The organism is Candidatus Vondammii sp. HM_W22, assembly GCF_022530855.2.
GTDB lineage: Bacteria > Pseudomonadota > Gammaproteobacteria > Chromatiales > Chromatiaceae > Vondammii.
Genome location: NZ_CP099567.1, coordinates 434,743 through 450,792, shown reverse-complemented (window position 1 = coordinate 450,792; position 16,050 = coordinate 434,743). Strand labels below are relative to the sequence as shown.

Below are 16,050 nucleotides of genomic sequence, written 5' to 3'. Positions count from 1 at the left end.
CATATTGCTGATGATGTGGTGCCCAATCGCAAGAACGGCAAGTCCCGAAAGACATTTGAAACAAGCGAGGGCCGTATCGACCTGAATACTCCCCATGATCGGGCCCCAAATTATGAAAAGTACAGGTGGTGGGCTTACAATCTGAATTCGCCTTGCGTCTTTGCGAGAGAAACTGGACCGTTTATGGACGGGCACTAGATAGAAATAGAGACAGACAAATATGGGATTGCAGCTAATCAGCTCAAATAAAATGGAGTCGCTGGTCAAAAAACTGGCCCACCGCCTGATCAATCCGCGACTAACCTCGGCATTTTCCACAGAACTAATTATCGCACCCAGTCCGGCAATGGCACGCTGGGTGAACCTGCAACTGGCTCAACACCAGGGTATAGCAGCCAATATTCACTATCCTTTGCCCGCATCCTGGATCTGGGAAATTACTGCCAGCCTGCTGGATGGCGTGCCAGATTCAGATCCTCTCGACCATCACTCATCCAGCTGGAAAATCTTTGGATTGCTGCCCGGAATGCTTGAGCTAACAGCATTCAGTTCATTGAGTCACTATCTGCAGGATGACAGCAAGGGTTTAAAACGCTGGCAACTCTCCGCCCGTATCGCCGACGTCTTCGATCGTTATCAATTTTACCGTCCAGACCTCATCCGGAAGTGGGACCAGGGAGATGACAACGACTGGCAGGCACACTTATGGCGTGAGTTGGCAACAGCTCATCAGGAGACACATCGGGTTGCAGTGCTGGACAGGCTGCTGGAAACCCTGAGGAGGAGTCAATCAGGAGCGCTTTTACCCAAGCGTATCAGCCTGTTCGCGATCTCCACCCTTCCCCCGTTATTTGTTGATGTACTACATGCCTTGTCAGAGCATACCCAGGTCGATCTGTATCAGTTCAGTCCCACCGATCAATACTGGGCTGACCTGAAAAATAAAAAAGAGTTAGCGAGAAAACGCCTCGTTACACCTGACGAGGCGACCTACTATGAAACCGGCAATGAACTGCTGGCATCCTGGGGTCGACAGGGACAGGCGCTGCAGGACTTGTTACTGAACGATGGCGAGCTGTTTTCCGCCGAATGGGAAGAGTATCAGGCACCTGAAGCTGACTCTCTCCTGAGTTCTGTTCAACAGGATATCTTCAGCCTGAATGAACAGACCCTTCAGACCACAGCAGATAATTCCGTACAAGTGCATATCTGCCACAGTGCCTTGCGTGAATGTCAGGTCTTGCATGACCGGTTACTCACAATTCTGCAGGAAGACCCCAGCCTGAAACCGGAAGATACCCTGGTCATGGTCCCGGAGATCAGTCGCTACGCACCTTACATAGAAGCCGTGTTTCGTAAGGAAGAGACGCAATCACGTCCCTTCATCCCGTGGAATCTGTCGGATATCTCCATCTCCGGCGAACACCCGTTGATTCGTATCTTCTTCCAGTTATTGAGTCTGCCGCAAAGCCGTTTCACCGTATCTGAAGTACTCTCCTATCTGGATGTCCCTGAACTGACAGCACGTTTTAATCTGAATGATGAGGCCTGCAACCATGTTCGCACGCTGCTGGAAAAAGCCAATGTACGCTGGGGAGTGGATGGTGCTCACAAAGCAGAACTGGATCTGCCGGCAATTATCGAAAACACCTGGAAACAGGCCGAACAACGCCTGTTTGCCGGTTATTCCCTGGGCGATGTCGATTACTGGAATGGTATCGCACCACTGGCTGAGGCTGAAGGGGCCAAGGCTGAAAGCCTGGGCTCCTTCTGGATGCTGTTCAGCCGTCTTCAGGAGTACCGGCAACGACTCGGTAAAACCCAGAGTGCCGATGAGTGGCAGCAACTGCTCAACCAGCTACTGGATAGCTTTTTCAGCGATCGCACTGACGAAGAGGGCAAGTTACAGCAGATCCGGGACAGCATTGACGAGTTGCAACAACAGGCTTCCAGACATGAGCTGTCTCCGGAGCTTTTGCATCATTGGCTGAACACTGAACTTGGGAACCAGACAATACATGGCCGCTACTTTTCAGGTGGCGTGACTTTCTGCAGTATGCGCCCGATGCGAAGCCTGCCGTTTCGCATCATCTGCCTGCTGGGCATGAACGATCAGGCATTCCCCCGCCGCGAACGACCAATAGAATTTGACCGCATGGCAGATAGCTGGCGCCCTGGAGACCCAGGCAAAGGCGATGAAGACCGCTATCTGCTACTGGAGACTCTGTTGTGTACGCGACAAACCCTCTATATCAGCTACACAGGCCGCGACCTGAAAGACAACAGTGAACAACAGCCATCCGTGCTGGTGCGCGAACTGCTGGATTTCATCGATGACCGGTATTCGCCTGTCGATAAAGAAAGGTGGAAAATCAGCAATCAGATTACCACGCTCCATCCACTTCAGCCGTTCAGCCGGCGTAACTATCAGAACGAATCAGCAAGCTATGACCGTTACTGGTACGAAGTTGCAAAATCCCTGGCGCACCCTTCCCGGAATCCCAGTCTGGAGAGCTGGCCGTCAGAAAAACTGGAGCCGCCGGAACAGAAGTCACGAGAGATTGAACTGCAACGCCTGAGCCGCTTCATTCAGCACCCGGTAAAGTTCTTCTTCAATACCCGCCTGAATGTCTGGCTGAAAGATGAGATGGTCAGCGAGGATGAAGAGTTATTTGCCTTGGACGGACTGCAATCCTGGCAGTTGAAATCGCTGTTTTCCGATAACTACTTACAAGGCAGGCAGACCCGCCTGGAAGTGTTACAGGCAAAGGGCATGCTGCCGCATGGGATCTTCTCCGAAACCACCTTCAATGAAATACAAGAAAATATAGCCCCCCTGCTTGAGAATCTCACCGATTATGCCGGTATCGATGCTCAACCCATACTCATTAACATCCCCTTTGACCATGGTTTTCGCCTGAGCGGACAAGTTGATCGCTACCTGCCGGGGAAAGGGGTGTTCCACTACACGCCATCGAAGTTGAAGGGTAAACATTTATTGGCCCTGTGGCTTGATCACCTGGCCCTCTGCGCCAGTGGTCAGTTCATTGAGGGCGAGAAGAGTACGCTTATTACCAACGATACAACCTGGCAGGTTCAAACAATAGCAACGGATATAGCGAAATCCAGTCTGCAGCAGTATTTGGAGTATTACTGGGAGGGATTGCAGCGACCACTGCCGGTGTTTCCCAATGCCAGTTATCTCATGGCAACCAAACCCTCTGGAGTGGAGACGGCATGGAATGGTTTTCCGTTCAGAAATATTCCAGGGGATAAAGATGACAGCTATATCCAACTGGCACTGCGTGGTTTCGATACAAACCCCGTAGAACATCCTGAATTCACCGAACTTTCTGCCATTTTTTATCAACAAGCGCTGCAGTGTGGAGAGACACTCTGATGCAGGATAAAGAGATCGCTCTTGATTCCGAAGCAACCCTTTGGCTTCCGCTGGATGGCATCAAGCTGATTGAAGCGAGTGCCGGCACCGGTAAAACCTATACTATTAGCAATCTCTATCTGCGATACATACTGTCAGGCAGAAAGGTATCGGAAATTCTGGTTGTCACCTTTACCAATGCAGCAACAGAAGAGCTACGCGGCCGCATCCGAGAACGCTTGTATCAAACCCTGAAGTTGATTCAAGAGCCACAGCCAAGCAGTGACAGATTTCTGGAAATACTGCAACAACAGATTGAAAAAGAAGAGGGCCGGGAATTGGCTGTCAATCAACTGAAACTTGCCGTGCGCAGCATGGATGAGGCTGCCATCTATACTATTCACGGTTTCTGTCAAAGGGCACTATCGGATTACGCCTTTAACAGCGGCCAATCGTTCGATATGGAGCTGACAACCAATGACGCAAATCTATGGAATGAAGCGTTAAAGGACTGGTGGCGTAAAACAGCCTATGGTTTGAGTCGGCAGGATGTCCTGCTGTTTAACAATACCCTGGATTCCATAGAAAGTTTTGTCAGATATCAGGCCCCGCTGCGCCAAGCCAATAATAAACGGCTGATACCGGAGAGCACAGATGATCTCGCGGCAATATTCAGCCGCTGGCACACTTTAAAGGAAAATCTCTCATCCATTGCCCATCTCTGGCAGCAACGAAAAGATGAGATTACCCAAATTCTGCAAAATTCATCCGCACTGAGCCGCGCAAAAACAGTGGAATACCATAAAGCTAACTTAGCTGATTTTCTAAACCGGATGGACCTCTATTTTTCATCGAATAACCTTCTCGAAATACCCGGTGATTTCAAGGCACTGTCAGCCCAATACCTCTACGACAACAGTAAAAAAACAAAGCGAGACGCAGACCCCGGCTTGCGAGATGGGTTTTTCATCGATTGCCAAAAAATCATAGAGCAACAAAAAGCGCTACAACGCGACTTCCGTGTGGCCGCACTGAAACAAGCGACGTGCTATGCCAGTGAACATGTGGAACAGATCAAGCAGCAGAGCCAGACCATCGCCTTCCACGACCAGCTCACCCGCCTATATGATGGACTGCATGGTTCCCGGGGAGATGCATTGGCAGAAAAACTGTGCCAGCGTTTCCCGGTTGCCATGATTGATGAGTTTCAAGATACAGATGCCATCCAGTACGGCATATTCCATAAACTCTATCACTCTAACCCGGAGACTAGCCTCATCATGATCGGGGATCCGAAACAGGCGATCTACAGTTTCCGTGGGGGTGATATTTTCACCTATATGCGTGCCAAGGCCGATGCGGATCAATCCCGCTACACTCTCGATACCAACTGGCGGTCAGTGCCCGGATTAATCAGCGCGGTAAACACTCTGTTCACTTTCCGCGACAAACCCTTCATATACGCTGATGCAATCGATTATCACCCGGTCAAACCGGCAACGGAAGAGGAGAAGCAGAAACCGCACGCCCTGCTGTTAGAGAAGAAACAACCCGTTACTCCGCTCTCACTCTGGAAAATCCCTCTGAATGGCAACGGAAAACCGCAAAGTAAAAGCGCCGCAGAAGATACTCTGGCCAAGACAACCGCAGCGGAAATTGCTCGTCTGATCCGGGGAGGTTCCGATAGCAGCATAAAGATTGGTGAAAAACCTGTCGTCCCGGGAGATATCGCGGTGCTGATTCGCGTCGGTTATCAAGGTGTCATGGTGCGGCAAGCGCTGCGAGCCTACAACATCAATGCCGTTACGGCCGGACATGACAAGGTTTTCGAAAGCGAGGAGGCATCGGGACTGGTGCTTTTACTGGAGGCCATTCTCAACTACTACGACCGTGGATTCGCGCGCAATGCCCTTAGCAGCAATCTACTGGGGCTGGTCTATACAGACATAGCCAGAATTCAACTTAATGAAAATGGGTGGCTGAAGTGGATCGACGGCCTGAAGGAGTTCAACCGCCTATGGCAACATAAAGGCTTTATGACAATGTTCCAGGCGATGCAGCAGCAACTCCGGATTGGCCAGCGGATTGCCGAAAATGACCTTGCTGAGCGGCGTCTGACCAACTTGTTGCACTTGTCAGAACTGTTGCAGCAGGCCTCGAAAATCCATCCCGGAATGGATGCCCTCCTCGGCTGGCTTAAGCAACAGATAGAAAATGGTGACGAGGAGGAGGCCGAGTTACGACTAGAGAGCGACGAAGAGCTGGTAAAGATAGTCACCATCCACTCCAGCAAAGGTTTGGAGTATCCCATTGTTTTCCTCCCCTTTCTATGGGGTTGCCGCCCACGAAACACAGATAATGGCCTGCTTGATTTTCATGGGAGCAATCTGCAGGCATTTCTCGATGCCGGCTCGGATGAGATAGAGAGCCATCTTAAATTGGCAGAAAAAGAGCGGCTGGCAGAAGACATTCGCCTAGCCTACGTGGCACTTACCCGCGCCAAAGCAAAAATTTATCTGGCATGGGGAGAGGTCAATTCATCCGGCAAAACCGCCATGGCATACCTCCTTCATGAGGAGCAGACACCAGAAGAGCTGGAGCACACACTACCCAATGCGTTTATTGCAAATCGCGATCTGGACGCTGATCTTTATCGACTGATTGAAAAAGCAGGGCAGACAATTGCATTGTCGGATCTTCCCGAAATTGACGGTTCAGCCATAGAAGTCACGGATAAAACTCAATCCATGATCGAGGAGCCGAAGCAATTCAACGACAAAATAGCCACAGACTGGCACCTGACAAGCTTCAGTGGAATGACCCGGGAGATCCATCAGACTCCCCATGGCGGAAGCCCCCGCGGCACAGATGATGCCATTCTCAATTTTCCGGCAGGCAGCCATGTCGGCTCATTTATGCATCTCATTCTGGAGAAGCTTGATTTTCAGGATGATATTGAAACCCAGACCTTTGAACTGGCAAGCCAACTGGCATCGCGATTCAATGTCGATTACGAGAGGTACAAGGAGACCATTGCACGATGGATGCGCTATATAGTGACTACATCCCTGAACCAGCAGGGCCTGTCACTGCACGACATCGCCCAGGAGAAACGCCTGAATGAACTGGAATTTGATTTCTCTATTCAACATGTCGACATCCCAGCCCTGAACAGAACGCTGGAACAGGCTGCCGGGCAACCACTGGCAAAATTGGGAATCGGTAATTTTCGCGGCATTATCACCGGAATTGTCGACCTGATATTTGAGCACAATGGAAAGTTCTATGTTGCCGACTACAAAAGCAACTTTCTTAGTGGTGTACTGGATGACTACCGGCCGGAAAACCTGCGTCAGGCGGTATTCGACCGCCGCTACGACCTGCAATACCTATTGTACACACTGGCACTGCATCGTTATCTGAAACAACGGCTGGATAACTATTACTACGATACACATTTTGGTGGTATTTTTTACTTGTTCCTGCGCGGCATGCGGCCGGCAACCGGGCCGGCATACGGTGTGTTCCACGAACTGCCGGACAAGGCACTGATAGAGACACTGGATAAGGAGATTTTCACCACAGCAATACCGGGGACGGCGTCATGACAAGCACCCTGAAATCACTCCTGCATAACGGCCTGATCTCCACATTAAGCTATTTCTTCGCCCGTTTTATTGCAGAGCAGTCGAAGCAGCCTGAAGAGAACCTTTTGGTACAAACCGCAGCACTGGTCAGCGAGCGCAGTCAACAGGGTGATGTTTGTGTCGATCTCAACCGATTTGCCAATAAACCACTGTTTGAAACCACGATAAATAAACAGATGGATATCCCGACAGCACCTGCAGCAGGTGAATGGACCTCCAGGCTTGGAAATGAAAAATGCGTCGGAAAGCCGGGAGAGATTGCGCCACTGATAATCGAAGGCAAGCGCCTTTACCTTGGCAGATTATGGGCTTTTGAACAGCAGGTTTTCACGGCAATAGAGGCACGGCTTGGGCCCGTTGCCGGGTTGGCTGAGGAGCGGCTCAAAATCGGATTGAATCGCCTGTTTCCACAAGACCCCAACCACAATGATATCGATTGGCAAAAACTGGCATCCGCTCTGGCGGTCAGTCGCAGGTTCGCTGTGATATCAGGCGGCCCCGGCACAGGCAAGACCACAACGGTAGTAAAGGTGCTGGCACTGCTACTTGAGCAAGACCCGGGGATGCACATTAAACTTGCAGCACCCACCGGAAAAGCGGCCGCACGCATGGTCGACTCCATACGCAACCGCAAAGCCGATATCGATATTGAAGAAGGTATACGAGCACTGATCCCAGAACAGGCAAGCACCATCCACCGATTGCTGGGCTTCAACGGCAGTCGTTTCCGCCATGACGGCAACCATCCATTGGTGGTCAACTGCCTGGTTGTGGATGAAGCCTCAATGATCGACCTGTCGCTAATGGCCCATATGCTTGATGCCCTGCCTGTTCAGTCACGTATCATTCTTCTGGGTGATCGCGATCAACTGGCTTCAGTGGAAGCCGGTAGCATGCTGGGTGATATCACAGGCCATGGACAATCCATCAGCTACAGCAAAGAACAAGGGCGTTTACTGGAACAGTTAACCGCAATCAGCACCAAGCAACTATCGGTGAACGCAGATTCACCAGCCATATCCGATGCCATCGCCCTACTCCGCACCAGCTACCGTTTCAGGGGTGTCCCGGATATCGGAAAACTGGCTGAATATGTCAATAATGGCGAAGGAGAGCGTGCCATGGAACTGCTGCGTGATATGAATGCAAAGCAGATGGCATGGATTGAGAGTGAAGAGAACGGCATCAGCAAGAAAGCCCTTGAATGGGCGGTCGAACAGTACAGCCAATATCTGCAGTGCGACAATGTGGGGGACGCCCTGACCCATTTTGGTCAAATACGAATTCTATGCGCCCTGCATGCCGGTCCCTTCGGCATTAGTGAAATCAATCGCCTTATAGCCGAGCGCCTTTGGGCAAAAGGCATTATCGGCCATAGTGAAGAGTTCCATGGAAAGCCCGTCATGGTAACCGCGAACGACTATGAGGTTGAACTCTTCAACGGTGACGTTGGTCTACTGTGGAAAAACCGGGACGGTGAACTACGCGCCTTCTTCAAACTGGCCGATAATCAGGTTCGTGATCTTCCGGTACGCAATCTCCCTGAACATCTGCCCGCCTGGGCACTCACCGTGCATAAATCCCAAGGCTCCGAATTCGAGCAGGTTCTCCTAGTGTTACCCTACGACGAAAATAACGCAATCCTCAGCCGGGAGCTGATCTATACGGGAATTACCCGGGCCAGTAAAAAAGTCATTATCCATGCAAGCCCCAATGCGTTGATCAAAGGTTGCAACAAGCGGGTCGAACGGAGTTCAGGGTTAGCTGAGAAGCTTGGCTGGAGTTGATTCCATTCGGCTTTCAAAGAATTATTATCAAAAGTGGTGATCTGATTTATCTATCTCGATTCCATTTTTAAATGGCACACTCTTTACGATCTTGGCCAAATAGTCGCCCCTGAATTATTTATAACCAGATGATAAGTATGAATTAATAAGCTATTTATGATAGAATTGTCATGTAAGGAAAGTTTTCCTATTCATCATCAAAACACTGTAAACATGAAGCCACAAAAACCGGATGACAGTGCTGATTTATTCCGTTCGCGACTTTCTCAATCTTCTTGGCGTAATGCACTGGTAGTGTTGTCCAGTATCAGAAATACCTTTCCCAGTGTAGATTCAAGCAGTGCCCTTAGGAATTTGGCCAGCACTTTCGCATTCATGGATGACTCATACAGCATGAAGCTGTACTTCACCCTGATTCGTAATGGCTGAAATCATATTCAGTGACACTCGCTTGACCGAGAGCCGCTGTACTAGCGTTTGTCCTTGCGGAGCATAACAGCGCGACCATGCTGCGTGGTGTTTTTATACCCGTTTCATCACCCCAAAATATAGTGGCGTTCTCTAATTCTTAATCCGTTCCTTAATGCCAAGATACTCATCTTTCAACTAGGCATGTATTTTTACCGGAGATCTTCTCCCAGGCTTGCTTTACTGGCTTTTGAGGTGTGAAACCTCAGCGTTTAAGGTAGCCGGACATAGTCTGCATAGGGATGTAATTCCCCAAAACTGCTTGATAAGCTGAGCAATGAAACTTCGAGTCCAGAGCGAAAAACCGAGTTTGTATTGACCCGGCATATGATCCCGAATCGCTTCAATGATTTTTTACTTCTGAGCTTCAATCAGGCAACGGTGTACATTTTTTAGTCCTCGCTTCGCGATGGCCAGGGGTTCTTGTTGCTCAGTGCTGAACTTGCGTGCATCCTTTTTCACACAAGCATATATTATATGTAAATGTCCGCCGGGTTAATATCAGCAGCAAGGCAGTTAATGGCAATACCCGCTTTTTACAGGCAACCGTGGTTTCTCCCACGGTACTAAACCGACCGAGAAAGAACCCAGCGGTGGCGAGATATTTGGTTTTCCGATGTACAAATAAAATATGTTGACGCGTAGGCTCTCGTCTATTGTCTGAGGCATTAAATCGTAACCTTAACCGCACTGAAGTTTGAGAACTTACCCGCCGATCAGACATCTGACTGAGTCAACTCGGTTATCGCCGATTTCAGTGCATCAAGATCAGGAATCCAGGCATCCTGGCCATTAATCCGCACCCGCTGTGCCACCATCTCATTGACATCATCCGTGTCATTAATAGGGATAACCGTCTCTTCGCTAACGCGAGCCAGGCGAGGAACAGATTTCAGCAGTATGCCGATATAAGGACGTTCCACATTACCATTGAGCGTGCAACAAATGGCGACTCGTGCCCTGTTTTCCACTCGCTCCAAGGGAAACCCCAGCAGATGCTCATAAGAAATCAGGGGGATCGGCTGCCGACGCCATGCAAGTTGACCCAGCATCCAGTCTGGGTAGTGATCGGGAAACGGCTCCGGTTCCTGATAGCCAACTATCTCAGAGACAGAAACATTTGGTAGCAACAGCTGTCCCGATAGCAACGGGAGAAGTACACCACGAACCCCTATTGAGTCACTTTTCTTTGCCATCAGTCACCTCACTCAGTACAGAGTATATATTTTTCAACAGATCACTCTCCTGGAATGGCTTGCCAAGGTAGCGTTTAACACCCAGCTCTATTGCAAGATTACGGTGTTTATCACTCGTTCTGGAGGTTATCATAATGATCGGAATACCCTTCAGCTCTGCCGTATTGCGCATGTGACGAGCCACTTCGTAGCCATCCATTCTTGGCATTTCGATATCCAGCAGCATGATATCGGGGCGATGCTCCTGCAACATGGCCACCGCATCCACACCATCTTTCGCGGCAACCACATTCATCCCATTCTGTTCCAACAGTCGTCCAGTCACCTTACGTACAGTAATAGAGTCGTCCACCACCATAACCATCTTGCCGACTCCCGGCTCCAGACCGTCCGTGACCACCTCCAGGGGTTCGATCACCGTCTGCGCTAGATTCGTACGAACCAAGGCTATCACATCCAGAATCAAGGCTGCCCGCCCGTCATCCAGAATGGTTCCACCAGCGATCCATCTCACTGAACCAATCTGCAATCCAACAGATTTCACCACAACCTGACGGTTACCCAGCAGTCCATCCACCTGCAATGCCACCCGGCGTTCACCTGCCCGTACCAGCAGCATGGGATACCACTTGCGCCCCTCCGACAGGCTCAATGGGGCACTACCCAGCATGGTCCCAAGGTAACGCACCTGATAGTCATGATCGACATAGGTGTAACTGGTCTGTCGACCGCTGTAGCACTCTTGCAACTCCTGCCTGGAAACCCTGACCACACCTTCAATGCCAGTATGGGGGATAGCGTAGATCTCTTCGTTCAGCTCTACCAACAAGGCATCGGATATCGCCAGAGTCAGGGGCAGGCGGATAATAAAACTGGCTCCCTTGCCTGGGAGAGAGGTAATATCAAGCGATCCGCCCAACTGCTTTATCTCACTGACCACCACATTCATACCCACTCCGCGACCAGCGATCTGAGTCACTTTATCCGCCGTACTGAAACCATGCTCCAGTACAAACTGTAAAACATCACTGTCCGGCATATTTGCTAGGGGATCCAGCAGACCGTTCTCAATCGCTTTACAACGAATGTCGTCGATACGAATGCCAGCGCCATCATCAGAGATAGTCATCAGGATGTCATTACCCTCACGTTCAAGGGTCAAATCAATACTTCCTGTACTGCTCTTTCCCGCCCGCTCTCTCCGGGCCGGCATCTCAATGCCATGGGACACCGCATTGCGCAGCAAGTGCTCAAGAGGACCAATCATACGGTCGAGAATGCCACGATCAATCTCGCCCTCTATCCCATGAAGATAGAGCTCTGCCTGGTTGCCAAGCTCTTTCCTTGTCTGTCGCACCACGCGACGGAGACGTGGAACAATCTGTGAAAAGGGCACCATACGGGTACGGAGAAGACCATCCTGGAGATCGGTAGAGACTCGCGATTGCTGTAGCAACAGCGTCTCTGTCTCTTTCTGCTGCTCATCGAGAAAAGTGTGAATATTGACCAGATCGTTTATCGTCTCCAGGAGACTCCGGGAAACCTGCTGCATACTGGAGAAGCGATCGAGCTCCAATGGATCAAAAGACTCATTCTCATCCTGGTCCTTTTCATTCTCATAACGAAACAGGATTTGTGCTTCGGTTTCAATCTCAAGCTGACGCAACTGGCCACGCAGACGATCAACCGTCTGCTCAAGTTCTATCAGGTTGAATCCCAGAGCGCTATTCTGCTGTTCGAGTCGCGCCCGGTAGATACTGATCTCACCCGCATTGTTTACCAGCCGACCAAGCAAGTCCGAACGGACACGCACTTGCTCACGACCTTCCCTATGAGCGGGCACTGTGGCTGTTTTCTGCCCAGTGGTCATTCGCTGCATAATGACCTCTGGCTCGCTCTGTTCCTCAGCCCGGTCCACTTTTACCTCTTTTCCTTCTCCTTTTTTTGCCTTTGATTCCTTTTCTTCCCTTTTCTCCTGTGCTTCCGTTTTCTCCACGAAAATCGGCTCTGGCTGAGACAGCTCGTGCTTAAACCCTTGCTTCAATTGAGTTATCAGATCATCCGCAGCACGCATTCGAGGTCCACGCCTCAAATCTTCGATCTGTTCCGCCAGGCAATCTGCCGCAGATTGCGCCAGCACCAGCACACCCCGATCTCCCAGCATCTGTTTCTGGTCGATTGGCGTAAGAAGTGATTCAAAGGCATGACTTAAATCACCTATAGGTATAGCACCCACCAACCGCGCTCCGCCTTTCAGAGTATGCAAGGTGCGCTGCAGATCGACAACAGCCTCCCCTCCGTTAGCGGGATCGTCCCGCCAGCGCTGCAAACTCTGTTCGAGATCATGCCGAAGGTCCTGAGCCTCTTCCAGGAAAATATCGACCAGATCTTCGCCGACATCCAGTTCCACCATTGTGATAGCTTCTCCTTCCGCTGCTTCATCCACAACCTGTGGCAACTCGACAGTTTCTTCTTCTGCTGCCGTTTCAACGTCTTCGATTGTCTCGATCTCTTCGGCTAGTTCGATCTCCACCGGAGTTTCAATAAGTTCCGACTCGAACAGAGGCATGCCATCATTGTCAACACCATCGAACTGAAAGGCGTCTACTGATGCTGAATCAATTGCTTCAACCTCTACTTGCAATTCCGGCTCGTAGTCGCTTTCTACCGGCTCCAGCGCAATAACTTCTGCATTGCCCTCTGCTGAAACGTCTGTTTCAATCACTTCTGCAGGCGCCGTGGGAATCGCTTGATATAAATTGATCTCGCCCAGCAGCAGCAGCCACTCGGGTAGTGTGAATTCAGGTACGTTGATACCTTTCAATACGGTTTCGAACAAATGGATGCTGCGTTCAACCAAATCCAGCGCCAGCAGATCTGCCAAGAGGCCAAGGTGTTGTAGATCGCCCACCAGGGACTCGAGCGCGGAGCTTACTTCTGCAATGGAATTAACCCCTACCATATCCGCACTGCCATGCAGTGTGTGCAGCGCATGAACCAACTCACGACCCACCCGGCAATCCAGCGGATTTTTCTCGCATGCGTCATGGAACTGCTTCAATGTTTCGATGTGAATGGCCGATTCTGAAGAGAAGATTTTTAGAAGTGTTTCATCCATTTTGATTGCGACAGATGGCTCTTCCAATGCAGTAGCACTGTCGTCCTCCTGCTCGCCATCAGGGAGGGGAAATGGCAGAACATCAGCACTGATGAAACTATCATCTTCAGGCTCCAGTTCTGGAGTCTCTGTCGAAATAGCCTCTTCCGAAACCGGAGGCTCAATCTCCTCCTGGCTATAGGCGGTCTCTTTGACGGGTGCCTCTGGCGAACGAGTCAACGCAAAAGCCCGGTCCATCAAAGGCTGGACACCAACAGCCAGTGACTGACCTGACTCCTGGGCATCTATAAGTACCGGTAGTACCTCAAGGATCTCGTCCAGCAACTCCAGAATAGCGGGGGAAACCTCCACAGTCTCATCAATTATCCGGTTAAGCAGATTCTCAATTGACCATGCATATTCACCTATGTCCGTTGCCCCAACCAGCCGACCACTCCCTTTGAGGGTATGGAATGAACGGCGGAAGGTAGCCATTGCATCCTGATCACTTCGATCCAGACGCCAGCGTGGCAGATACTCCTGAATAACCTCAAGCTCCTCCTTCGCCTCTTCCAGAAAGGTATCTAGGATCTCCTGATCGATATCATCCATTGGCAGCTTTTCTGAAGAGGCTATCTCTTCGGGTGGCAATTCAACCGGGAGAGGCGTCTCTTCTACAACCTCGACACTCTCAGGCGCTTCAGCTTCCAAGGCTTCATCATAGGCATCCGTCTCGGATCCACCAGCAACCGCCGCTTCAATATACTCGATCTCATCTGCAGCAAGAACATTGAGCTGCTCCAGCGCTTCGCGGGTCACTTCCAGAATATCCGGCTGAATCCCTCTCCCCTCAGCCACCGCCTCCATGAAACACTCAATCCCGGTCACCGCATCGGCAAATGAATTGAGTATATCGAAAGAGGGGACTGCACCTTGCTCCAGAAATTCAGACTCAGTATAACCCGCCAAAGAATCAACCAATCCGGCAGCATCTGGGAGTTTAAGGATACGAAAAGCACCGGCGATACCCTTAAAACGCATGGGCACTTCACCCAACAGACCCTTATTCTCAGGAGACTCGATAAACCCGATAATGGCTTCTTTATTTCTTGCCAAGTCAACTCTCGATTCATGCATCACAGAGTCAATAAGACGTTCAAACTCGCCATCCGGCAAATCAGGCAATAAGTGATCTTTTCTGCTCTGAACCGGATACCGACGGACCACTGAGAGGTTGGCCAACGATACTTCAATAAACAGGATATCGCTGGCCATTGCCATCAGGTCTTGATCTGACAACGGCGTGTTATCAGTGCCTACCTCAGCGATTCTCTCCGCCTGCCGTTGCAGTCTCTGTCGCAACCCACCCTGGCCGACCATCCCCAAGGTATCCGCAAGCTTACGAATAGGCTCCTCAAGCGATTGCAGCCGTGCCAAATCCGTACTTTTGCCTCGAATAAAAATATCTAGACTATCTTTTATAGCAGTAAGATTCGTCTCTATGGCACCGCGCAAAGATTCAAGGAGTTGCTGTCCGGGCTCATGCAGCTCTTCACGCCCCTCCTCCAGGTCAGCCTGACTAAGCAGGCTGCTCTCCAGAAGGAAATCTGCTTTTATCTTCTGGATCAACGGAGCAGTACTATCTGCACAGGCGGTATAATAAAGCAGGTTCTTCAGAAGATCGTTAGCGGGGGCTTCGGCAGCCGGCAACTCTCCATGGTCAATGATTTTTTTAATTTCCCGGTCAATCTTTCCCAACAAAAGCTTGGTTGCCACCCCGGTATCGATACTGCCTTCGCCAATTCCCACTGCTACAGACTGGGCAACCTCGAATAGACGCTTCACCTGGGTCGTACCCGATTCGTCAGTCAACTGCGAAAAAATCTCGACTATCCGCTCTATACCATCCTTGGCATCGCCCCCCCCCCGGTACCAGCCAAGCAGCGCTTTATGGTATTTGATTCTGAGGCGACGAGCGGTCTCCGATAGTCCGGGATTAGCTGCACCATTCACACGGGATAAAGCAAGCCTGCTTTCTAGTTCCGGTGCAAATAGGACCACCTCAGACAGCAATGCAGCATCGCGTACGGCCCGCAACTCATTCAGTATAGGGAGTAAAAGCAAGGGCATATCCCTGGCACCGAATTCGATCTTCTCCAGATACTCTGGTAGTTGCATCAGCCCCAGCATCATGGCCTCGGCAGCCTCAATTCGCTTGCGCGTAGAACCCTCTTTCAGCGCCAGAGCTACAAATTCCATCTCCTCTGCAAGCATTGCAGCTCCGTAGAGCTGAACCATCTGCAGAGTTCCATGTATCTGGTGAAGGCTGTTGATACAGTCATCTATTGTACCCTCATCAGCAGAGTTGACATACGCCTCCAGGGAGCGTCGGGCTGATTCGGCAGAAAGATCAAGCTCACCTTTGATCCATTTCAGCGCACTATGATCTTGAACGTCGCTCATACCAAGCCTTTCT

At 50.6% G+C, this 16,050-nt stretch carries 5 protein-coding genes; 3 read left to right on the top strand and 2 right to left on the bottom strand.

Features of this window, described 5'->3' with window-relative positions:
* Positions 1 to 220 precede the first annotated feature (220 nt).
* The 3 genes from recC to recD are packed head-to-tail and all read left to right on the top strand — an operon-like array spanning position 221 to position 8,813.
* Positions 221 to 3,400 (top strand): exodeoxyribonuclease V subunit gamma, encoded by a 3,180-nt coding sequence (gene recC / locus MN084_RS02470; RefSeq protein WP_330178296.1) that lies wholly within the window; start codon positions 221 to 223, stop codon positions 3,398 to 3,400.
* Entirely contained in the window at positions 3,400 to 6,987 is a 3,588-nt protein-coding gene (recB, locus tag MN084_RS02465; protein WP_241084975.1) for an exodeoxyribonuclease V subunit beta, read from the top strand. Before recC ends, recB begins: the two co-directional genes overlap by 1 nt.
* On the top strand, positions 6,984 to 8,813 hold the full coding sequence (recD, locus tag MN084_RS02460) for an exodeoxyribonuclease V subunit alpha (protein ID WP_241084976.1): 1,830 nt from the start codon (positions 6,984 to 6,986) through the stop codon (positions 8,811 to 8,813). The genes recB and recD overlap by 4 nt, the downstream gene beginning before the upstream one ends.
* Positions 8,814 to 9,997: 1,184 nt before the next feature.
* On the opposite strand, the gene MN084_RS02455 is transcribed toward recD, so the two are convergent.
* Entirely contained in the window at positions 9,998 to 10,477 is a 480-nt protein-coding gene (locus MN084_RS02455) for a chemotaxis protein CheW (protein ID WP_241084977.1), read from the bottom strand.
* Complete coding sequence (locus MN084_RS02450; RefSeq protein ID WP_241084978.1) at positions 10,461 to 16,037, bottom strand: hybrid sensor histidine kinase/response regulator; 5,577 nt, start codon at positions 16,035 to 16,037, stop codon at positions 10,461 to 10,463. Before MN084_RS02450 ends, MN084_RS02455 begins: the two co-directional genes overlap by 17 nt.
* Positions 16,038 to 16,050: the final 13 nt, after the last annotated feature.

Coding starts and splice junctions, on each gene's coding strand:
- recB (WP_241084975.1), top strand. CDS start 3,400: ATGCAGGATAAAGAGATCGCTCTTGATTCCGAAGCAACCCTTTGGCTT.
- MN084_RS02450 (WP_241084978.1), bottom strand. CDS start 16,037: ATGAGCGACGTTCAAGATCATAGTGCGCTGAAATGGATCAAAGGTGAG.
- recC (WP_330178296.1), top strand. CDS start 221: ATGGGATTGCAGCTAATCAGCTCAAATAAAATGGAGTCGCTGGTCAAA.
- recD (WP_241084976.1), top strand. CDS start 6,984: ATGACAAGCACCCTGAAATCACTCCTGCATAACGGCCTGATCTCCACA.
- MN084_RS02455 (WP_241084977.1), bottom strand. CDS start 10,477: ATGGCAAAGAAAAGTGACTCAATAGGGGTTCGTGGTGTACTTCTCCCG.